The sequence below is a fragment of the Mycobacterium sp. NGS48 genome (assembly GCF_059812585.1).
On record NZ_JCALCY010000009.1, the window covers coordinates 29,333 to 49,109 of the forward strand.

At 65.2% G+C, this 19,777-nt stretch carries 20 protein-coding genes and 2 pseudogenes; 10 read left to right on the forward strand and 12 right to left on the reverse strand.

Translation table 11 applies throughout. The annotated features are described in order from the left end of the window. The first annotated feature begins 7 nt into the window (after positions 1-7). Positions 8-535, forward strand: a complete 528-nt coding sequence (locus AC5Y42_RS16550) for an Rv1352/Rv1906c domain-containing protein (RefSeq protein ID WP_499899677.1) — start codon at positions 8-10, stop codon at positions 533-535. Between the two features lie 16 nt (positions 536-551). Here the strand turns inward: AC5Y42_RS16550 and AC5Y42_RS16555 are convergent, their stop codons facing one another. Further along, positions 552-1,211 (reverse strand): nitroreductase family protein, encoded by a 660-nt coding sequence (locus tag AC5Y42_RS16555; RefSeq protein WP_499899678.1) that lies wholly within the window; start codon positions 1,209-1,211, stop codon positions 552-554. 73 nt (positions 1,212-1,284) lie between these two features. Between AC5Y42_RS16555 and AC5Y42_RS16560 the strand changes: the two genes are divergently transcribed. After that, positions 1,285-1,953 carry an alpha/beta hydrolase family protein gene (locus AC5Y42_RS16560; protein WP_499899679.1) on the forward strand — a complete coding sequence of 223 codons (669 nt, stop codon included), beginning with the start codon at positions 1,285-1,287 and terminating at the stop codon, positions 1,951-1,953. A 71-nt stretch (positions 1,954-2,024) separates the two neighbouring features. Then, complete coding sequence (locus AC5Y42_RS16565) at positions 2,025-3,239, forward strand: acyl-CoA dehydrogenase family protein (protein ID WP_499899680.1); 1,215 nt, start codon at positions 2,025-2,027, stop codon at positions 3,237-3,239. An 80-nt stretch (positions 3,240-3,319) separates the two neighbouring features. On the opposite strand, the pseudogene AC5Y42_RS16570 reads toward AC5Y42_RS16565, so the two are convergent. The 4 genes and pseudogenes from AC5Y42_RS16570 to AC5Y42_RS16585 all read right to left on the reverse strand — a co-directional run. Continuing rightward, positions 3,320-3,582: pseudogene (locus AC5Y42_RS16570) on the reverse strand (GTP-binding protein); the annotation flags it as partial. 18 nt (positions 3,583-3,600) lie between these two features. Next, positions 3,601-3,747, reverse strand: a pseudogene (locus tag AC5Y42_RS16575) (MBL fold metallo-hydrolase); the annotation flags it as partial. Between the two features lie 24 nt (positions 3,748-3,771). Next, a complete protein-coding gene (locus AC5Y42_RS16580) occupies positions 3,772-4,341 on the reverse strand; it encodes an XRE family transcriptional regulator (protein ID WP_499899681.1) in 570 nt (189 codons plus the stop codon). A gap of 115 nt (positions 4,342-4,456) precedes the next feature. Next, complete coding sequence (locus AC5Y42_RS16585) at positions 4,457-5,332, reverse strand: Rieske (2Fe-2S) protein (protein ID WP_499899682.1); 876 nt, start codon at positions 5,330-5,332, stop codon at positions 4,457-4,459. 179 nt (positions 5,333-5,511) lie between these two features. Between AC5Y42_RS16585 and AC5Y42_RS16590 the strand changes: the two genes are divergently transcribed. Next, positions 5,512-6,357, forward strand: a complete 846-nt coding sequence (locus AC5Y42_RS16590; RefSeq protein WP_499899683.1) for an alpha/beta hydrolase — start codon at positions 5,512-5,514, stop codon at positions 6,355-6,357. A 17-nt stretch (positions 6,358-6,374) separates the two neighbouring features. Next, complete coding sequence (locus tag AC5Y42_RS16595) at positions 6,375-7,157, forward strand: enoyl-CoA hydratase/isomerase family protein (RefSeq protein WP_499899684.1); 783 nt, start codon at positions 6,375-6,377, stop codon at positions 7,155-7,157. Here the strand turns inward: AC5Y42_RS16595 and AC5Y42_RS16600 are convergent. After that, the gene (locus AC5Y42_RS16600; protein ID WP_499899685.1) at positions 7,154-8,221 is read right to left on the reverse strand and encodes an amidohydrolase family protein; all 1,068 of its coding nucleotides are present in this window, start codon (positions 8,219-8,221) and stop codon (positions 7,154-7,156) included. The two genes, AC5Y42_RS16595 and AC5Y42_RS16600, sit on opposite strands and share 4 nt — an antisense overlap. A gap of 36 nt (positions 8,222-8,257) precedes the next feature. Between AC5Y42_RS16600 and AC5Y42_RS16605 the strand changes: the two genes are divergently transcribed. From AC5Y42_RS16605 to lipJ, 3 genes are read left to right on the forward strand one after another with little or no spacing between them, the layout of a single operon-like run. Further along, entirely contained in the window at positions 8,258-9,172 is a 915-nt protein-coding gene (locus AC5Y42_RS16605; protein ID WP_499899686.1) for an alpha/beta fold hydrolase, read from the forward strand. Continuing rightward, positions 9,169-10,425: an MFS transporter gene (locus tag AC5Y42_RS16610; protein ID WP_499899687.1), complete on the forward strand. Its 1,257-nt coding sequence runs from the start codon at positions 9,169-9,171 to the stop codon at positions 10,423-10,425. The genes AC5Y42_RS16605 and AC5Y42_RS16610 overlap by 4 nt, the downstream gene beginning before the upstream one ends. 9 nt (positions 10,426-10,434) lie before the next feature. Continuing rightward, entirely contained in the window at positions 10,435-11,805 is a 1,371-nt protein-coding gene (gene lipJ / locus AC5Y42_RS16615) for a bifunctional lipase/adenylate cyclase LipJ (protein ID WP_499899688.1), read from the forward strand. On the opposite strand, the gene AC5Y42_RS16620 is transcribed toward lipJ, so the two are convergent. Genes AC5Y42_RS16620 through AC5Y42_RS16640 form a run of 5 tightly spaced genes read right to left on the reverse strand, consistent with a single transcriptional unit; the run spans position 11,794 to position 18,486 of the window. Then, positions 11,794-12,141, reverse strand: a complete 348-nt coding sequence (locus tag AC5Y42_RS16620) for a type II toxin-antitoxin system PemK/MazF family toxin (protein WP_499899689.1) — start codon at positions 12,139-12,141, stop codon at positions 11,794-11,796. The genes lipJ and AC5Y42_RS16620 overlap by 12 nt on opposite strands. Further along, the gene (locus AC5Y42_RS16625) at positions 12,128-12,358 is read right to left on the reverse strand and encodes a ribbon-helix-helix protein, CopG family (protein ID WP_499899690.1); all 231 of its coding nucleotides are present in this window, start codon (positions 12,356-12,358) and stop codon (positions 12,128-12,130) included. The genes AC5Y42_RS16620 and AC5Y42_RS16625 overlap by 14 nt, the downstream gene beginning before the upstream one ends. 44 nt (positions 12,359-12,402) lie before the next feature. Then, positions 12,403-15,696 (reverse strand): helix-turn-helix transcriptional regulator, encoded by a 3,294-nt coding sequence (locus AC5Y42_RS16630; RefSeq protein ID WP_499899691.1) that lies wholly within the window; start codon positions 15,694-15,696, stop codon positions 12,403-12,405. Positions 15,697-15,736: 40 nt separating this feature from the next. Next, positions 15,737-17,191 carry an HNH endonuclease signature motif containing protein gene (locus tag AC5Y42_RS16635; RefSeq protein ID WP_499899692.1) on the reverse strand — a complete coding sequence of 485 codons (1,455 nt, stop codon included), beginning with the start codon at positions 17,189-17,191 and terminating at the stop codon, positions 15,737-15,739. Between the two features lie 32 nt (positions 17,192-17,223). Then, the gene (locus AC5Y42_RS16640) at positions 17,224-18,486 is read right to left on the reverse strand and encodes a competence/damage-inducible protein A (protein ID WP_499899693.1); all 1,263 of its coding nucleotides are present in this window, start codon (positions 18,484-18,486) and stop codon (positions 17,224-17,226) included. 17 nt (positions 18,487-18,503) lie between these two features. Between AC5Y42_RS16640 and AC5Y42_RS16645 the strand changes: the two genes are divergently transcribed. Further along, a complete protein-coding gene (locus AC5Y42_RS16645) occupies positions 18,504-18,995 on the forward strand; it encodes a macro domain-containing protein (protein WP_499899694.1) in 492 nt (163 codons plus the stop codon). Here AC5Y42_RS16645 and AC5Y42_RS16650 read toward each other — a convergent pair. After that, positions 18,992-19,300: an MTH1187 family thiamine-binding protein gene (locus AC5Y42_RS16650; RefSeq protein WP_499899695.1), complete on the reverse strand. Its 309-nt coding sequence runs from the start codon at positions 19,298-19,300 to the stop codon at positions 18,992-18,994. The genes AC5Y42_RS16645 and AC5Y42_RS16650 overlap by 4 nt on opposite strands. A 40-nt stretch (positions 19,301-19,340) precedes the next feature. Between AC5Y42_RS16650 and dtd the strand changes: the two genes are divergently transcribed. Continuing rightward, on the forward strand, positions 19,341-19,772 hold the full coding sequence (dtd, locus tag AC5Y42_RS16655) for a D-aminoacyl-tRNA deacylase (RefSeq protein WP_499899696.1): 432 nt from the start codon (positions 19,341-19,343) through the stop codon (positions 19,770-19,772). Positions 19,773-19,777 lie beyond the last annotated feature (5 nt).

Here is a 19,777-nt window from a genome sequence, read left to right on the forward strand (position 1 = left end):
GCTTCTCATGAGGTCGAAGCCACTAGCAATCGCCGCGGCGACGGTGCTTTGTGCCGGCTTGGGTGCTTTCTCCGGAGTCGCGAGCGCCGATCCCCCGGCCCCGCATACTCCAGGGCCGGCGCCGGGGCCCGGGCAGACCGCACCTGCCCCGGGGCGGACCGCACCCGCACCGCAAGCGGCGTCGGGACAACCCAAGACGATCATCGACGCCGACGGCACGTATGCGGTCGGAACCGACATCGTCCCGGGAATTTATACGTCGGCCGGTCCCACCGCAAAGACCACTTGCTACTGGAAGCGGGTCGGCGGCATCGAAGGCAAAGAAATCCTCGACAATGCGATGACCAAGAAGCCGCAGGTCGTGGAGATCCAGCCGACCGACAAGTCCTTCAAGACCGACGGTTGTCAGCCGTGGCAGAAGAACGACTCGGCAACCGTCGATCCGGGCAAGTCGATGGCGGAAGCCAAGCTGCAGTTGGGCATCCTGAACGGGATCGTCGACCAGCATCGCAACGATCAACCGCCCACGCCCTGATCACCGGGTCCACAACCTAGCCGGTGCCGGCTTCGCCGAGCAGTTGGTCCGCCGGGCGGTCCCAGCGATCGAGATTCACCTTTTCGACGAGTGGCCGGCGGCGCACCGGTCCATGCCGGCCCTTGGGCCAGCCGACTACCACGTGTCCGGCCAGCATCCAATCCGCGGGTACCCCCACCGCGTCGCGCAGCAATTGCTCACCGCCATAGGAAGCCCAACTGGTAAGACACGCACCGAGACCTTGGGACCGTGCAGCCAGCAGGAAGTTCTGCATTGCCGGGAAGATCGAGCCGCCAAGTAAGAGCTCCGAGGCCGTCGGGTAATGCTGCTGTGCGAATAAGACCGACGTGAATTCTGCTGCCCGATCGTGCAATTCGTACGTTGCGCGGTGGGTACGGGCGCGTCTGCTGTGGTCGTCGTCGGCCGGACGGGTCATGCCGTAGACCGGCTCGATGACCGCCAGAGCCTGGGCGGCGGCTTTGGCAACGACAGTCCGTTGTTCGGGTGATCGCAACACAACGAACCGCCAGCCCTGCGCGTTGGCACCCGACGGCGCCCAGGTCGCAGCTTGCAGACATCGAGCGAGCGTGACGTCATCAACCGGCTCACGGGTGAACCGCCGGATTGTCCGAGCGGTCGACATCACCTCCCAGACATCGCTGCTTGCCGCGCTCATCGGGCTCCTTCCCGGCAGGTTCACCGCAAAACCTACTGCGTTACAACCCGCGTCACGCGGGCACACTTGCGGTATGCAGACCGTTGAATACGCTCCCGGTCGGCTCGTTGACCTAGTCGGTGAGCCGGCACCACGAACCGTGCTGCTGTGGCACGGTCAGCAGCGCGACGCCCGCACCGCCGTGCGGCCGCTCGCCGAGCTGGTGGCCGGCCACGGGCTGGCCGTGGTCGCGCCCGACTGGAACTCCCACGCTGACGACGGTGGGCGCGAGGATCTGCTGCGATCGCTGGATTTCGCGCGGGAGCACGCCGACGACCCCGACAAGCTGATGCTCGTCGGCTGGTCGTTGGGCGGTGCGGCAGCGGCGGGGCTGACCACGCAGGCAAGCCAGTACGGTCTCCGGTTCGCTCATACCGTGTGTCTGGCCGGAGCATTCATGGCACCGGACCCGATCTCAGGGAAGCCTCCGACTGCAGGGCTGCACGATGCGGAGCATCGCACGCCATTCACGCTGCTCCACGGCATTGCCGACGACGCTGTTCCGGTCGCATGGAGCCGAGAATTTGCGTCGGCGCTCGAACAGAACGGCTGGCCGGTGGAGTTGGTTGAGCTCGGCGCGGATCACGGCTCGATCGCCGGCGCAAAGTACGACCCGGTCGCCGACCGCTACTCAGCCGCCGACGACCGCGCCACCTTGAGCATCGCAGCCGACGTGGCCGCCCGCATCGCCGCCAATCCATGATTTGAAGATCAGTATACAAGTGTTTACTGTGCTCATGGCGCCCCACGCAGGCACGGCTGACAGGAGCAGTAATGGACGCATTCTCATTGAAGTTGCCCGAGGAAGTCGCCCACGTCCGCGACTGGGTACACGAGTTCTCCGAGTCCGTCATCCGGCCGGCGGCGGCCGAATGGGACGAACGTGAAGAAACGCCTTGGCCGATCATTCAGGAGGCCGCCAAGGTCGGGCTGTACACGCCCGACCTATTCGCGCAGATGGCGGGTGAACCCAGTGGGCTGGGCCTGCCGGTGGTGTTCGAGGAAATGTTTTGGGGCGACGCGGGGATAGCGCTGTCCATCCTGGCCACTGGACTTGCCGCGGCCGCATTGGCGGCCAACGGCACTCCCGAGCAACTCGGCGAGTGGCTGCCGCAAATGTTCGGTACCCCGGACGACCCGAAACTCGCAGCCTTCTGCTCATCTGAACCCGGCGCCGGCTCGGACGTCGGGGCGGTGCGCACCCGGGCAAAGTACGACGAGGCCACCGACGAATGGGTGCTGAACGGGACCAAGACGTGGGCCACCAACGGCGGCATCGCCAACGTGCATGTGGTGGTGGCGTCGGTCGACCCGGACCTGGGCACTCGCGGGCAGGCGACTTTCATTGTGCCGCCTGGGACCAAGGGTCTGACGCAGGGACAGAAGTTCAAAAAGCACGGTATTCGCGCATCGCACACCGCCGAGGTGGTGCTCGACGACGTTCGCCTCCCCGGCGAAATGATTCTGGGTGGCAGAGAGCGTTTCGAGCGTCGACTCGCCAAAATCCGGTCGGGCGAACGGACGTCGAGTCAGGCGGCGATGATGACGTTCGAACGTACCCGTCCCGTGGTCGGTGCGATGGCGCTGGGCATTGCCCGCGCTGCCTACGAATACGCGCTGGATTACTCGTGTCAGCGCGAGCAGTTCGGGCGCAGGATCGCCGAATTCCAGGCCATCGCGTTCAAGCTGGCGGACATGAAGAGCCGCATCGACGCCTCGCGGCTGCTGGTCTGGCGGGCCGGCTGGATGCAACGCAACGATCAGCAGTTCACCTCGGCCGAAGGCTCGATGGCCAAACTGTTCGCCAGTGAAACCGCGGTGTATGTCACCGATGAGGCAATCCAGATTCTCGGCGGCAACGGTTATACGCGGGACTATCCGGTCGAGCGCATGCACCGAGATGCCAAGATTTTCACTATCTTTGAAGGCACCAGCGAGATTCAACGGCTCGTCATCGGCAGGGCGCTGACCGGGCTGACCATCCGCTGACTTCGCCCGGCCGGCGTCGGGCATAGTGCGCCGTTAGCTAGTCTGTGGGCCGCGTGAATCCTGCGCACCCACGCGCACAGCGCATCGACGAGTCCTGGCGAGAAAGTAGCGGTGAGATTGTCGCCGCCGCTCTCGATCAACACACGATCCAGGGGCGCATAGTCCTTCTCCAGTTCTTCGATTGCGATGAGGTTCATCGTGATGTCGTCGCGAATCGCGGTATGCGGGCAGCTCTGGTCTCGACGGCGCGAATCCGCTCGGCGGGCAGCACTCCGGCAGCTCGCAGGAACCGCGCATCTTCATCGGTGTAGATGTCGCTGGTGATCACTCCGATGTTGAACTCCGCGGCCATGCTCCGGCGTCAGACGGTGACGGACTCGCCGCGGCCCACCTCGACGATGCGGTCGGCCAGTCCGCGTTGCTTCATTTCGTCGATGAAATCCGCGAGCGGTGAAGCAAATACCGTGTAGTCGTCGAAGTGAATCGGAATCACCTTGGGCAGCTTCAGCCCGGGGTTCAACCAATCGATTGGTCAGGGCGCGGCTGCTGCCTCGGACTCATGCTCTGCGCCGTTGGTGGCCGCCGCATCATCCCAGCCGTTGACATGCGGCCCCGTCGGCCCAGCGAGGTCCTCCGAGCCGGTGACCTCGCGAAGCGCGGCGATCAGCTGGTGGACTTTGACCACCTCTTCCTCGGTCGGGATGGCGCCGGCCTCGAGCTCGTCGGGCAACTCGGGCCGAACGCCCCCTCCGTTGGCCGCATCTGCCGCCGACAACTTGGCGCGGATGCGCGCGGTGTACAGCTGCTGGCCCAGTGTCGATCCGGGCGCGGCGGCAGCGCGCTCCATCAGGTCGTCATAGCGTCGCCGGACATCGCTGAGCGCCACGATGACGGTGGAGGTGGACCGGCTCTGGGTTGCCGCGTTACTCAGCGCTGCGCGGAGTTTACGCAGACCGGAGAGAACCACTTCGGCGCGTTTCTGAAACTTCTTGTCTTCGGGGAACGGCAACGAATCAATGGCGGCGCCGTACATGTGCATGGCCGCCTCGGCGAGGCTGACAATGACTTGCGCTTCACCTTCATTCGGGTCGAATTCGCCCATGGCCCCTCAATTCTGTGCTGGTTCAATTTTCGTCGCTTCGACTGCACCGAAGAGAGTATCGGTAAGAGGCGCATAACAATAGCGGTGCTGTAGGCGAGGGCGGGTCTGTCGGCCGCTACCCGCGCGAAACTCTGCGGAGCTCGATCCGTCCGTCGTTTTCGCGCACATCCAGTGCCGGCTGGCTGACGATCGCCGGCCCCTGCAGCAAGGTGCCGTCGCGGATGTCGAACCGTGAGCCGTGGCAGGAACAGGTGATGACGTGGCCGTCGAGGTCGCCCTCGCTGAGCAGGCAGCCGCGATGGCTGCACCGGTCGTGGATGGCATAGACGCGCCCGTCGCGACGAACCAGCAGCACCGGCGTGTCGTCGACGTCGGTGGAATGTGGTTGCCCATCAGCCAGATCCACGCCTGAATCGACCGCGGTCCAGTCCTCAGGACCGGGATCGAAGGCGGTCTGGTTGACGCCGACACCGCGTACGTAGGCCATGTGCCCGCCCAGGTAGCCGCTGCCGCCGAGCACCCCCGCTCCGGCGAGTGCCAGGAATGCGCCTCGAATTCGGGCTCCGCGTCGGCGGGAGATCAACGACGCCCCGTAGAGCAGCAGCGCGACGGAGTTCGCTTCGGCGTGGATCAACCCGACGCGGCGGACGCCCTCGTCGGACAGCTCGGTGTCGGCCCAGTCGCTGAGTCCGGTGACCGCGGTGGGTGCCGCAGCTGCAATGCCGATCATGATCAACCGCTGCGCCGCTCGGGCGCCCGCACGTGGGGCGAACAGATCCAGCAGGGATGCCGACAGGAATGATCCGATCACCAGGTCGGTCATCGGCGGGTGCGCCGGGTGACCTAACCACGTTCCGCTGATCGCGTCTTTGAGCGGTTCAGCGCTCAGCAACCCGCGGGCCTTTTTGGCGATCCACTGTGCCGGAACGTCGAGGATGCTGGCGCGCTCGAGCGCATCGATCAGCGGTCGGCCTGGCGTGGAGACGGACACGGCGGGACCTCCCTTGAGCGGCGATCCTCCTGCAGTACCCGGCTGCTGCTGGCTCTACACGCCCTTCTGAGCGCGTCCGCCAGAAATGAAGTAGTCGCCTACTCTAGGTGCCCGTCCGCTCCGCGCCCGACACTGCGCACAGCTGTTGCCACGTCAACCGCGCGAAAGGGCATGAACCGATGATTCCCGATGGATTCGAGACGGGCTCGTTGTACCGGCCCAACTTACGCTGCGCAGACAAACTCGAGGTGATCGATAAGGGTGTTTGCACGCCGACCCATCCGGTACCGTTGCTGTTCGTGCACGGCGCCTGGCATGGCGCGTGGTGCTGGGACGAGTACTTCTTGGACTTCTTCGCGGACAAAGGCTTTCGGGCTCTCGCAGTGAGCCTGCGCGGCCATGGAAAGAGCCCGATAGCCAAGTCGCTTCGCAGTTGTTCGTGCGCAGACTATGTCGACGATGTCCGTTCGGTCGCCGACGACTTGCCCACCCCGCCGGTGGTCATCGGCCATTCGATGGGCGGTTATGTGGTGCAGAAGTATCTGGAGTCATCCCCCGCGCCGGCCGGCGTCCTGGTCGCGGCCATGTCCCCCCGGGGTGCGTATGGCCTGATGCTTCGGCTGGCGCGACGGCATCCCTGGCTCTTAACACAAGCCCTGGTCACCGGAAAATCGTCGCCGTGTGTCAACACTTTTGACCGTGCCCGCGAACTGCTGTTCTCGGCGCAGACTCCCGACTCCCACGTGGTGGGTTACGCGTCACGGCTGGTGGAAGAAAGCCAACGAGCCATATTCGACGGGTTGCTGTTCAATCCGCCCAGGCCCAAGCGAGTGACCACGCCGTTGCTCGTCGTGGGCGCCGAAGATGACGGTTGTTTCATCGTCGACGACATACGCGCATTGGCGCGCGCTTATCGCACCGAAGCAGAGATCATCCCTGGTATGGGCCACGACATGATGCTGGAACCCGAGTGGGTAGCCGTCGCCAACCGAATTCACGAATGGCTGGACGGTCGGGGGTTGTGAGCTGACACCATGGATTGGTGAGCATCGACTATGTGCCCGACGGCCACATCGTCACGATCACCATCAACCGTCCCGAGACGCGTAACTCACTGGACATGGCGCATTTCCGCGACCTTGCCCACGCCTGGGCCGCGTTTCGCGACGACGCCGACGCCTGGGTTGCCGTCGTCACCGGTGTCGGCCGAGACTTCTGCACCGGAGCCGATCTCAAAAAGTTCATCCCGGAGCTGACCGGTGAGTTGCCGCGGCCCGATGGCTGGGATGCCAACGATGCCATCCACGCCGTCTTGCACCGCTTTCCGGTCTACAAGCCGATCATCGCCGCGGTGAACGGCACTTGCGTTGCGGGCGGTTTCGAGATGTTGAGCTGCACCGACATTCGCGTAGCGGTGCCAGAGGCGCGGTTCGGGGTCATGGAGCCCAAGCGGGGTCTGTTCGCGGGCGGCGGCAGCACGGTACGGCTGCCGCGGCAGCTGCCCTACGCGCTGGCGATGGAGTTACTGCTGACCGCCGACATGCTCGACGCCGAGCGTGCGCTGGCGATGGGTCTGATCAATCGCGTCGTCACGCCCGACCGGTTGATGAATACCGCCTATGACTACGCCGAGCGCATCGCTGCCAACGCGCCGCTTGCGGTCTGGGCAACGAAACAGTCGGCCGTCGAAGGGCTGGCACTTGACCTGCACTCGGCATACGACAACGAAACTCGGCACAGCGACCGTGTTTTCGCGACCGAGGACGCCAAGGAAGGGCCGCGCGCCTTTGCGGAGAAGCGACCGCCGAACTGGCGATCGCGCTAGTTCAAACCATAGAAGCGTTGCGCGTTCAGTCCGGCGATTTTGGCGCGGGCGTCGTCGCTGATGTCGGGACGCGAGCGTAGGTGCTTGGTGCTCTCCGGCCACTCCCCGTCCCAGTGCGGATAATCGCTGGCGAACATGATGAAGTCGGCGCCGAGCACATCGATGACGCCCGGCAGAATCGGCTCCTCCGGTTCACAGGTCACCCAGATGTTGCCGGCCTGGACATACTCCGGCGGATCCCGCTGCCAGCCACCGTCGATCCAGTCACCGCGCTTCTCGTAATGCTCGTGCAGCCGGTCGATGAAGAACGGCACCCAGCCCACTCCCGCCTCCAGGAAGGCCACTCGCAAGTCTGGGTGGCGATCGAAAACGCCGCCCGACACCAGCGCCGTCATTGCCGTCATCTGGTCGAACGGAAAGCTGATGCAGTGCACCTGGATGTAGTTGGTGAACCGGTCGACGCCGATCTTCGGTAGATGGAAGCCGGGCACGCCGTGGATGCCAAGCGGCATCTCGAGTTCGACCGCCGCGGCGTAGAACGGGTCGAGGTCGGGGTGATCGAGGTTGCGGGTCTTCAGCGCCGGCGGGAGCAGCGTGGCGGCCAACCCGAGATCCTTCGCCTCGCGCATGATGTCGATCGCGACCTGCCCGTGCTCGATCGGTGTTACCGCCACGCCGCGCAGCCGACCGGCCGTCGGCTCGCAGTAGTCGGCGATCCACTGGTTGTAGAGCCGGGCGAACCCGGCGGCAAATTCGGGATCCTCCAGAGTTGGGGCGCACAGCCCCAGACTGGGATAGAGCACCATCGTGTCGATGTGATCGCGATCCGCGTCGCCCAGCACACCGTCGGCAGAGGAGCAATTGATCCCGACCGCTCTGGTCAGACCGTGCTCGACCGGCACACCGGCGCCGGGACCGTGGTCCTCCGGGTAGTGGCGGCCCTCGATCAGCAGCCTCGGGCGGCCGTCGGTACTGGGTGTGACGTGCTGCGGCCAGCGCTTCAGCGCTTCGATCGCCAGGGTGGGGCTCTCGGCGACGTGGCCGTCGGCGTCGATGATGCGCATGTCCCGAACCGTAACCGCTCGTGAAACACTCTCGTCATGGTTATCGCGATTGCCCGGCCCAAGCTGGAAGGCAACATCGCCGTCGGCGATGATCGTCAGCTCGGCTTCGCCGAGTTCGGCGACCCGCAGGGACGTGCCGTCTTCTGGCTGCATGGCACCCCGGGCGCCCGCCGGCAAATCCCGACCGAGGCCCGCGTCTACGCCGAGGAGAACCACATTCGGTTGATCGGCGTCGACCGGCCCGGGATCGGGTCGTCCACGCCCTACCAGTACGACACCGTCGTCGCATTCGCCGAAGATTTGCGCACCGCGGCCGACACGCTCGGCATCGATAAAATGACCGTCATCGGCTTGTCCGGCGGCGGCCCTTACACCCTGGGGTGTGCGGCGGCGATGCCGGATCGTGTCGTCGCGGTCGGAGTGCTCGGCGGCGTCGCACCGACGCGCGGCACGGACGCGATCGGCGGTGGAGTGATGGCGCTGGGTTCGCTGGTGGCACCGCTGCTCACCGTGGTTGGCTGGCCGATCCGGATGGCGGCGATCGGTTTCATCCGGATGATCCGTCCGGTCGCGGAACCGGCGTTGTACGTCTACGCCCACGTATCGCCGGAGGGCGACCGGCGGCTGCTGGTGCGTCCCGAATTCAAGGCCATGTTCCTCGACGACCTGCTCAACGGCAGTCGCAAACAACTGGCCGCCCCATTCGCCGATGTGGTGGTCTTCGCCCGGGACTGGGGTTTTCGGCTCGATCAGGTCAAGGTGCCGGTGCACTGGTGGCACGGCGACCGCGACCACATCGTTCCGTTCTCCCACGGTCAGCACGTGGTCGAAAGACTGCCCGATGCCAAGCTGCACCCGATACCCGGTGAAAGCCACCTGGCTGGGCTGGGCCGCGCAGAGGAGATTTTGCGGACCATGATCAAGGTCTGGGACCGCGCCGAGCAGAAGTGACTCGACAACGGCTCACCAGCGATCAGCGGAATGCTTTCGTCGGGGCGCTACTGGGCTGGACGATGGATGCCTTCGATTACTTCCTCGTGGTCCTGGTGTACGCCGATATCGCAGAAACCTTTCACCACACCAAGACTGAAGTCGCGTTCCTTACCACCGCCACTCTGATGATGCGCCCGGTGGGGGCACTGCTGTTCGGTCTGTGGGCTGACCGGGTGGGACGGCGACTACCACTGATGGTGGATGTGACGTTCTACTCCGTGGTCGGGTTTCTTTGCGCCTTCGCCCCCAATTTCACCGTGCTGGTGATCCTGCGGCTGCTGTACGGCATTGGGATGGGCGGCGAATGGGGATTAGGTGCCGCACTCGCGATGGAGAAGGTTCCGGGCGAGCGCCGCGGCTTTTTCTCCGGCCTGCTGCAGGAGGGCTACGCCTTTGGCTATCTGCTGGCAACCTTGGCGTCGCTGCTGGTGATCGACTGGCTGGGGCTGTCGTGGCGCTGGCTGTTCGGTCTGTCCATCATCCCGGCCCTGGTCAGTCTGATCATCCGGTACCGGGTGAAAGAGTCCGAGGTTTGGGCGTCGGCACAGCAACGAATGCGCCTGTCGAACACCAGGATTCGCGATATTCTGCGCGACGCCAAGGTCATCCGTCGGTTCGTCTATTTGGTGGTGCTGATGACCGCGTTCAACTGGATGAGCCACGGCACCCAAGACGTCTACCCCACGTTCCTGTCAGCTTCCGATGACGGCGGCGCTGCGTTATCGGGCGGGACGGCGAAGTCGATCGTGGTGATCTACAACGTCGGCGCCATACTCGGCGGCCTGGTGTTTGGCACGCTCTCCCAGCGGTTCGGCCGCCGTCACACGGTCGTCTTCTGCGCAATCCTCGGGCTGCCGATCGTGCCGCTTTTCGCCTACTCACGCAGCGCGGCGATGCTGTGTCTCGGCGCGTTTCTGATGCAGGTCGTCGTGCAGGGCGCCTGGGGCGTCATCCCGGCGCATTTGACCGAGATGTCGCCGGACGCCATCCGGGGGTTCTATCCCGGCGTCACCTACCAGTTGGGCAACCTGCTGGCGGCGTTCAATCTGCCACTGCAGGAGGCGTTGGCCGTTTCCCATGGCTACCCCTTTGCGTTGGCCGCCACGATCACGCCGGTGCTGATTGCGGTCGCGCTGCTCACCGCGATCGGCAAAGATGCCACCGGAATCAGGTTCGGTACGGAGCGGACTCTTGTCGGTGACGTGAACTAACCTGTGGCCGTGGCGCAGGTTCCGCGAACTCGCTACGCCAGCACCGGCGGCATCGACATCGCCTACCAGGTCTTCGGCGACGGTCCGACAGATCTCCTCGTGCTGCCCGGGCCGTCGATTCCGGTCGACACCATCGACTCCGAGCCGTCGATGTGTCGCTTCCACCGGCGTTTGGCGTCGTTCAGCCGAGTGATCCGGTTCGACCTGCGCGGAATGGGTCTGTCGTCGGGTGCGCTATCGGTGGATGCGCTCGGGCCGCAGTTTTGGGCCGAGGATGCCATCGCCGTCATGGACGCGGTCGGGTGTACGCAGGCGTCGATTCTCGCACCGAGTTTCAACGCGATGATCGGCTTGGTTCTCGCCGCCCGTTATCCCGAGCGGGTGCGCAGTCTGGTCGTCGTCAACGGTGCAGCGCGTGTGCTGCAGGCGGCCGACTATCCGGTGGGCGCTACGCCGAGCACCGCCGAATCGTTCATGACCGTCGGCATCGAGGCCGACGCCGTCGAGCAGGGTTTCGACATGCTGGGCATCGTCGCGCCGAGTGTTGCCCGCGATGGCGCCTTCCGCGCGTGGTGGGATCTTGCCGGCAACCGGGCGGCGTCGCCGAGCATGGCCCGTATCGCCACCAAGGCCGTGATCGACTCCGACGTACGCGACACTCTCGCTTGCATCGCCGCGCCGACGCTGATCCTGCACCGCACCGGAGTGGACTTCATTCCGGTTGGTCACGGCCGCTACCTCGCAGAGCACATCGCGGGATCGCGCTTCGTGGAGTTACCCGGTGCCGATTCCCTGTATTGGGTCGGCGACGCCGCGCCGATGCTCGATGAGATCGAAGAATTCATCACCGGCGTGCGGGGTGGCTTCGAGGCCGAACGGGTGCTGCTCAGCGTCGTATTCACCGACATCGTCAGTTCGACCGAGCATGCCGCTGTCCTGGGCGACGATCGCTGGCGCGACCTGCTCGACAATCACGACAGCATCGTCCGCCACGAACTCGAGCGGTTCGGCGGCCGTGAGGCCAACACGGCCGGCGATGGATTCGTCGCGACGTTCACCAGTCCCAGCGCTGGACTTGCCTGTGCGGCCGCCATTGTCGACGCGGTGCGGACGCTCGGTATCGAGGTGCGGGTCGGTATTCACGCGGGCGAGGTGGAGGTGCGCGGTACCGACGTCGCCGGAATGGCCGTGCACATCGGTGCGCGCGTCGCAGCGCTCGCCGGACCGAGCGAAGTGCTGGTGTCCTCGACGGTGCGCGACATCGTCACCGGCTCACGCCGCAGATTCGTCGACCGCGGCGAGCACGAACTCAAAGGCGTGCCCGGCCGCTGGCAGCTCTGCGCGCTGCTGCGTGACGAGGCGACGCAGCTACAGCGCTAGATGGAGCCTGAGCGCGTCTTCGAGGTCCGCGAGTTCGGCGGGAGAAATGCGACCAATCTGCCGTAAAAGACGCTGCGTCGCAACGGATCTCACCTGTTCCGCCTGGGCCTTCGAATCAACAGCAAGACCGCTCGTAGCCGCCGACAGCAGCACCTGAAACGGATAGACCCGTTGAACATTACTGGTTACCGGGACGACGGTAACCACACCACGACCGAGACGGGTGGCTGTGGCGTTGGCTCGGTCGTTGCTGATGACGACGGCCGGACGTTGCTTATTCGCCTCGCTGCCACGGACGGGATCCAGATCGACCTGCCACACGTCACCGCGCAGCATCGGTCACACCATCCCCGGTAGCGGCTTCCCACCACTCCGCATCCTCGCCCGACGACCACTCCGCCCACGCTTCGGCGTAGTCCTCCTCCAAGGCCGGGAAGCGAAGCATCTGCACCGCGCGCTGCAACGCCGCCGACCGCGAGGGCAATCCAGCTTTTTCGACATAGGCATCCAAGACGGCGATGTCCTGGTCGGACAGGCTAATGCTGAGCTTCATACCGAAATGCTACTCCGGTAGTACGAGCGGTAGCAAACACGCTCCTAGCTCTGGCGTGCCGCTTCTTGGACGAGTTGCACGCGCGACGTAAGGCCTAGCTTGGTGTAGACGTGCGTGAGGTGGGTCTGCACGGTTCGTGGTGAGACGAAAAGCCGTGTGGCGATGTCTTTGTTGGGAAGTCCTTCGCTGACGAGCCGGACGACATCGAGTTCGGCGGGAGTCAACGACGCCCAGCCGTTCGACGGCCGTTTACGTTCGCCGCGGCCGCGCTGGGCGTAGGCGATCGCCTCCTCGGTGGACAGCGCGGCGCCCTCAGTCCACCTGGTATCAAAAACCTGCTGCTCCACGGCATCTCGTACTGTCGTCACCGCGGCTTCATATCCCGCGTCATAGATCGGGAACCGCACTTCTCCACTGCGCTGGCGGATGGCTTCCGCGGCGCCGAGAAGTCGCGTCGCATACTGGTGACTGCCGCCGGCGGCCGCGATGCGGGCGAGGCATTCCAGGGTATCGGGCAAGCGCACACCGCCACCAGATCGAGCGGCGATAGCCAGTGCTTCATGCGCGTCGCGCTCGGCTTGTGTCGGCTCACCTTGCGCGAGCGCGACAAGCGAGCGCACCGTCAGTGCCATCATCCGGAACCAACCGGGTACCACTGCGACGGTGTCCTCGGCCCACCGGCGAGCCAGGGCAAGGTCACCACATGCCAGCGCGGCCTCAGCCATCGGATTCGAACTTCTGCCGAAGATTTCACGCAGCGGGAGTGTCTGCCGCCACGACGTCTCGCATGCGAGCTTCGCCGCGTCACCGTCGCCTTCGGCCAGGGCAGCATGGGCGAACACGGCGTAGATGGAGTCGCCGTAGAAACCGCCCATCGCGGCGGCGGCCCCTTCGGCGGATGCGGCCGCGGCCCGAGCAGCGGTTGCCTGGCCCTGGTAGGCGAGCACTATGCCATGCGCCACGAGACGGTTCACCATGTTGGTCAGCTCGTCAGCCGTCGCCGCCTCGTCGGCTAATGAGGTGAGCACCCGGCCGGCGTCGCCGAGTTCGCCCTGCATCCACAGCGCTACGCCCAGCCATACTCGGGAGTGCCGTGAATAGAACCGGTCGCTCTGGGCGTCCGCGATGGCTCGTGCTTCTTCTGCTGCATCTCGCGCACTGATCGGATCGCCGGCGAAACAGGCCATGGCTGCCTGCAGGGCGCGGATCTGGCATAGCTGCAACCGGTTGTCGGCTGCGCGGGCGTGTTCGATCGCGTCGGTGAAGAATGTTTGCGCGACTTCGGCGTCGTAAAGCGCCAACATGCCGCACGTCGTGAGCGTGTGCGCGACCAATGCCGGATCGTCGAGTTGACGTGCTGTCACAAGAGCGTCTTGCGCCCGCTGTGTGCTGGCGGGGGTGCCCGCGGACGCCGCCAGCAAGCCGTGGTTGGCGACCGCGCGCACCCACACGGCCGGTTCGACTTCCGGTCGGCATTCGTCGGTCAAGACGGCGTCGAACCCGGCCAATCCTTCCGCTAGCCGCCCTCGCCTGCCCCAGAACTGCTGCAGGGTCGAGACCAATCGCAATGCCGCATTGAAATCGGCCCTCTCCCGACTCCACGTGTACGCGGCCCGCAGGTTGTCGATCTCGACTTCGGCCCACTCCACAAGCCGCTCGTACGCCGCTTGAGGCGTCGATTCCAAATGGACTGCAGTAGACGTGTAGTAGTCACAGTGACGGGTGCGCACGTCGTCCGCCTCGCCCGACTCACCAAGCTTTTCCAACGCGTATTGACGCACCGTCTCCAACAGTCGGTAACGCATTGCGCCCCTGGCCTCTTCGGCGATCACCAGGGACTTGTCGACCAACAAGCCGAGTTGGTCGAGGATCTGGTAGCCCTCCACGTCGGTGCTGGCACCCACAGCTCGGGCGGCATCGAAGTCGAATCCACCCATGAAGACCGCAAGCCGGCGCAACAGGATCTGTTCAGCCTCAGTGAGCAGCGCGTGCGACCAGTCCACTGATGCCCGCAAGGTCTGCTGGCGGCGCACCGCTGTGCGCGCACCACCGGTCAATAGCCTGAAGCGGTCGTGGAGACTGTCGACGATCTGGGTGAGCGACAGCGCCCGTACCCGGGCCGCTGCCAGTTCGATAGCCAACGGCATGCCGTCGAGACGGTGGCAGATCTCCGTAACGAGGGCACTGTTGTCGTCGGTGATATAGAAGTCGGGCCGGGCACGGCGGGCCCGGTCGGTGAAGAGCTCGATTGCTTCGTCGGCGAGCGACAGCGACGGCACCCGCCAAATCACCTCGCCGGCGATGCCGAGCGGTTCGCGGCTGGTGGCGAGAATTGTCAACTGCGGACAGGCATTTAGTAGCTCAACAGTTATGTCGCCACACGCGTCGAGCAGGTGTTCGCAGTTGTCCAACAGCAGCAGCATTCTGCGGTCGCCGACGAACCGCAGCAGGGTGTCCATCGTCGAGCGGCCCGGCTGGTCGGGCAGTCCGAGCGTGCGCGCCACGGCAATCGGCACCAACGCCGGAATCGTGATCGGTGCCAAATCGACGTACCACGCACCAACCTCGAACTTGGTTGCGAGTTGGGCAGTGACCTCGACGGCGAGTCGTGTCTTACCGGCGCCGCCGGCCCCCGTGAGCATGACAAACCGGTTATCAACGACGATCTGACGCAACTCTGGCAGTTCGGCTTGGCGTCCGACGAAACTCGTCAGCTGCGTTGGAAGATGCTGCGAGACAATCGTTCTCGATGTCCGTAGCGGCGGGAACTCGTTGTGGACATCGGGGTGGCAGAGCTGTACGACTCGCTCGGGTCTGGGCACGCCACGTAGCGGGAAGCTGCCCAGATCGGCCAGCCACGCATCGGGCGGGAGCCGATCGATGACCAGGGCCTCGGTGGTGCCCGAGAGTACGGTTTGGCCGCCGTGGGCCAAATCGCGGATGCGCGCGGTGCGGTTGATGGTAGGGCCGATGTAGTTGTTCTCGTCACGCAGCTGGATCTCGCCGCTATGGACGCCGATGCGTAACCGGATTGGTGCCAATGGTGCTTGCTGTAATGCGAGGGCGCACGCGACTGCGTCGCTGGCGCGGGCGAACGCCACGACGAAGCTGTCCCCCTCGCCCTGCTCGACGGGCCGTACGCCGGCATGCGCGGCGGTGAGTTCCGCAAGCGTGCGGTCCAGCCGGGCCACAGCATCGGTCATCTGGTCGGGCTGGCTTTCCCAGAGCTGCGTGGAGCCCTCGACGTCCGCCAAGAGCAACGTCACTGTTCCGGTCGGCAGCTCGCTCACGCCCAGGTCACTCCAGTTCAGCGGCAGTTCGCTCATGGTAGCCAGCATGCGGTCACCGGGTAGGGCAAAACATCAGCGAAACCGCGTATTAAAAGGGCGGTGGCTCGTAATTGGCGGCTATCCAGGCGGCGCGTTTTCGGCGTTCTTCGGCAAGGCGTTCTTCGTTGATGCGTCGCTCAGCCGCGATACGGGAGGCGCGTTCGGCGGCGCGGGTCCGTTTTCGAGTAGGCATCATCAGCCCCCGGTTCTCGTCTGGCCTTGCCTCCGCCGGCAACACCAATTCGCCTGTGGGATCGGCCAATATCGGGAAGAACACTGCACCTCCGGGCGTGGTGGTGTACGTGTGGCCGGTGGGCGCCGTCCAGACCACCGTGCCGTCGCTGAGTTGCCGATCGGCCCAGCCGGTGTAGAAGGTCTTCAAAAGGTGGTGGTATCGACAGAGCAGCTTGAGATTCGAGGGATGCGTGGGGCCAAGCGGAAACGGGACCGTATGGTCGATATCGCAACATTCAGCTGGGAGATCGCAGCCGGGGAACCGGCAAGTCAAATCCCGCAGCCGTACGAACTCTGCCAACGCCGCCGACGGGCGATACCCGGCCTGCGGATCTGCCGATGGCTTGACGAAGGGCTTCAGTTTGGCGGTAGCCGCGAGGTTGCGCAATACAGGTGCGGGAACAGGCCCAAACCCCGGCAGAAAGCCCGGCGACTGCGAGTCGCCTTCTACAGAAGGCTGATCGGCGAACACATGAATGACCACATCTGTGCCCGGGTTCCGGGCTGCCGCAGCACAATCCATTGATCCACATTCGCAACGCATTACGTCTAGTCCAGCGGCCAGAGCACCCAGCGCGTCGGCACGCCGCTGCGCCTTGGTGCGCGGATCATTCCGGCACGCCGTGGCGGCCAGTGCATCCAGCTTGAGATCCAATGCGGCGCCGTCGTGAGCCTGGACCTGTCCCCAGATTCCGGCCAATCCGGTTTCGACCGGTCCGATCTCGACACAACGATCCTGGTTGCGCTCCCCAGGCACCCGCTGCGCGGCTGGATCAAACCGGACCACCCACATGTCGATACGCTCGAAAAGCTTGGGCTCTGATAGCCGCTTCCACTTGTGCCCATGCCGGGCGATCGCGGCATCGATCTTCGCGATCAACGCCGGATCCTTGACCAACTCGGTGCGGCACACCACTGCCGCCATCACCCGAAAATCGATAACGCCCGAGGCGAAAGTCTCAGCCACCAGCGGCAATCGCTCACGCAACTCAATCGCATACCGCAGCCGTCCCCGGGCACGGCCACGACTGATTCCCAACGCCGCGGCCACTTCGGCCACCACGTTTTCATGCCCGTCGATGGCCCAGTTTTCCCGGTCGACATCGTCCTCAGGTGCCCGCCGCGCATACAACTCCCCGATCGCGGCCAACTCCCGCCCACACATCGCGTTCTGCGCCTGCGCCGCCGCCGTGATCGCATCGACTACAGCGGCGTCATCCGCATCCGCAAAACAGCCGCTGATCTGAGCCGATGGATCGAATTCGAACATACATTCGATACTAGATGGACCCCCCGACAGGGTCAGTCGCTGAGCACCCGCCGCAGCAGATGCATCGCCACCGTCGTCGAGCGCTCTCGAATGTCGGCGCGGTTGCCGGGCAGCTGGACCGTGCGGGTCAGCGACCGGCCGTCGGCCAGCGCGACCTTAAAGCAGACCGTGCCGACCGGCTTGTCGCCCGTTCCGCCGCCCGGCCCGGCGATCCCGGTGATCGCGACCGCGGTGTCGGCTCCGAAACGGCGCAGCGCACCTGCGGCCATCGCTTCGGCCACCGGCTCGGACACCGCCCCGTGCGCGTCGATCAGCGCCGAATCCACGCCCAGCAGCTCCGTCTTGGCGTCGTTGGAGTAGGCCACTACCCCACCGGCGACATAGGCCGACGAACCGGCCAGATCCGTCAGCCGTGCAGCAAGCAGCCCGGCGGTACACGACTCCGCCGTCGCGATCCGCCGGTCTGCCAGTAGCTGTGCGACCTGATCGTCCACCCGCGAGCCATCTTCGGAAAAGATCTGCTGCCCATGCTTTTCGCGCAGCAACTCGAGCAGCTGCCGGTACACGTCGGCGGCGTCGGGCTCGTAACGGGTGACCATTTCGACCTCCCCGCGCCGCAGGCAGGTGGTGATCTCCAGCGAGCCCAATCCGGGAACGCGCTCCTCGGCGTCGCGCAGCGTCTCGGCCAGTCCGGATTCCGGTAACCCGAACATCCGCACGGTGTCCTGGCGATAGACAGTCCGCCCCGCGATGGCCTCCTGCACGGCGGGCAAATTCACCGCGGTCCGCCACATCGGCTGCAGCTCGCGCGGCGGCCCGGGCAGCACCACGACTGTCGGCGCCCCGGGCACGACGACGCCCGGCGCGGTGCCCACCGGGTCCATCACCACCGCCCCGGCCGGGATCATCGCCTGCTTGCGATTGGCCGCGCGCACCGCCCCGAAGTCCCCGCTGCCGACGCGTTTCATCAGCGATTTCAGGATCGCGGCGATCTTGCCCTCCAGCTCGGCGTCCAACACCAGCTCACGCCCGCAGAACCGGGCCACCGTCGCCACGGTCATGTCGTCGGCGGTCGGCCCCAAACCTCCGCTGGTCACGATCAGGTCCACACCTTGATCGGCCAGGAACCGCAACTGGGCCTCGATGTCGTGCTGCCGGTCCCCGCAGATCGTGATGTGCGCCAGTTCGACGCCCAATTCGAGCAGCCGATCGGCGATCCAGGGGCCGTTGCGGTCCTGTACCCGCCCGGTCAAGACCTCAGTTCCGGTGACGACAATGCCCGCACGTGCGCTCACTGGTATGACCTTAAGGTGTGAACGTTGAGGTACTTCAAGCCGATGTGACCAAGCTCGAGGTCGACGCAATCACCAATGCGGCCAATACCCAACTGCGTCACGGCGGCGGGGTGGCCGCAGCCATCTCCCGCGCCGGCGGACCGCAGGTGCAGCGCGAGTCGAACGACAAGGCGCCGATCGGGCTGGGCGAAGCCGTCGAGACGACCGCCGGCGACATGCCGGCACGCTTCGTAATCCACGCGGCCACGATGGAACTCGGCGGGCCGACATCGGCGGCGATCATCACCAACGCCACCCGCTCGACGTTACGCAAGGCTGACGAGCTCGGCTGCAACTCGTTGGCGCTGGTGGCTTTCGGCACCGGAGTTGGCGGGTTTCCCCTCGCCGAGGCGGCCCGGCTGATGGTCGACGCGGTTCGGGAGCACCAGCCAAGCTCACTGCGTCGGGTGGTGTTCGCGGTCCATGGCGACGAGGCCGAGCAGGCGTTCCGCACGGCGGTGCAGACCTAAGCCTCCGGCGAGAGGTACCGCTCCACCGATTCGGTCTTGTGCGTCATCGCGTCGCTGACGCCCGACCGCCAATCCGCTTTGATCACCACACTGACCCGAGTAGCGCGGGCGGCTACCGCCTCGACGGCGCGCTGCACCACCGCCATCACCTCGTCCCAGGAGTCGCCTTCGACGACGGTGAACATCGCATCGGTCTTGTTCGACAACCCGGAGTCGCGGACTACCCGCACCGCTTCGGCGACCAACTCACCGACTCCCTCACCGACACCCATTGGGGTAACGGAGAACGCGACGAGCACTGACACAACTTAAGTTTAAAGCGTGGCGCATGGCAGCATCGGCCTCATGCGGGTTCTCGTGCAACGGGTCTCATCGGCATCGGTGACGGTGGACCGCCAGGTCGTGGGCGCGATCCGGCCCGGGGGTCAGGGACTGCTCGCCTTCGTCGGTGTCACCCACGACGACGATGTCGGCAAGGCGCAGCGACTTGCCGAAAAGATTTGGCAACTCCGCATACTCGACGAGGAACGTTCCGCCGCTGACGTCGACGCACCGATCCTGGTGGTCAGCCAGTTCACGTTGTACGCCGACACCGCCAAGGGCCGACGGCCGTCCTGGAACGCCGCCGCGCCGGGCACTGTCGCCGAACCGCTGATGACGGCATTCGCGGAACAGTTGCGGCGATTGGGCGCCTCGGTGCAGACCGGGAGCTTCGGAGCGCACATGCAGGTCGAACTGGTCAACGATGGCCCGGTGACCGTACTGCTGGAATTGTGATGCCT

Coding starts and splice junctions, on each gene's coding strand:
- AC5Y42_RS16605 (WP_499899686.1), top strand. CDS start 8,258: ATGGTTATCGCGATTGCCCGGCCCAAGCTGGAAGGCAACATCGCCGTC.
- AC5Y42_RS16555 (WP_499899678.1), bottom strand. CDS start 1,211: ATGAGCGCGGCAAGCAGCGATGTCTGGGAGGTGATGTCGACCGCTCGG.
- AC5Y42_RS16550 (WP_499899677.1), top strand. CDS start 8: ATGAGGTCGAAGCCACTAGCAATCGCCGCGGCGACGGTGCTTTGTGCC.
- AC5Y42_RS16580 (WP_499899681.1), bottom strand. CDS start 4,341: ATGGGCGAATTCGACCCGAATGAAGGTGAAGCGCAAGTCATTGTCAGC.
- AC5Y42_RS16565 (WP_499899680.1), top strand. CDS start 2,025: ATGGACGCATTCTCATTGAAGTTGCCCGAGGAAGTCGCCCACGTCCGC.
- AC5Y42_RS16635 (WP_499899692.1), bottom strand. CDS start 17,191: ATGTTCGAATTCGATCCATCGGCTCAGATCAGCGGCTGTTTTGCGGAT.
- dtd (WP_499899696.1), top strand. CDS start 19,341: ATGCGGGTTCTCGTGCAACGGGTCTCATCGGCATCGGTGACGGTGGAC.
- AC5Y42_RS16630 (WP_499899691.1), bottom strand. CDS start 15,696: ATGCTGGCTACCATGAGCGAACTGCCGCTGAACTGGAGTGACCTGGGC.
- AC5Y42_RS16620 (WP_499899689.1), bottom strand. CDS start 12,141: ATGCTGCGCGGTGACGTGTGGCAGGTCGATCTGGATCCCGTCCGTGGC.
- AC5Y42_RS16590 (WP_499899683.1), top strand. CDS start 5,512: ATGATTCCCGATGGATTCGAGACGGGCTCGTTGTACCGGCCCAACTTA.
- AC5Y42_RS16560 (WP_499899679.1), top strand. CDS start 1,285: ATGCAGACCGTTGAATACGCTCCCGGTCGGCTCGTTGACCTAGTCGGT.
- AC5Y42_RS16625 (WP_499899690.1), bottom strand. CDS start 12,358: ATGAAGCTCAGCATTAGCCTGTCCGACCAGGACATCGCCGTCTTGGAT.
- AC5Y42_RS16600 (WP_499899685.1), bottom strand. CDS start 8,221: ATGCGCATCATCGACGCCGACGGCCACGTCGCCGAGAGCCCCACCCTG.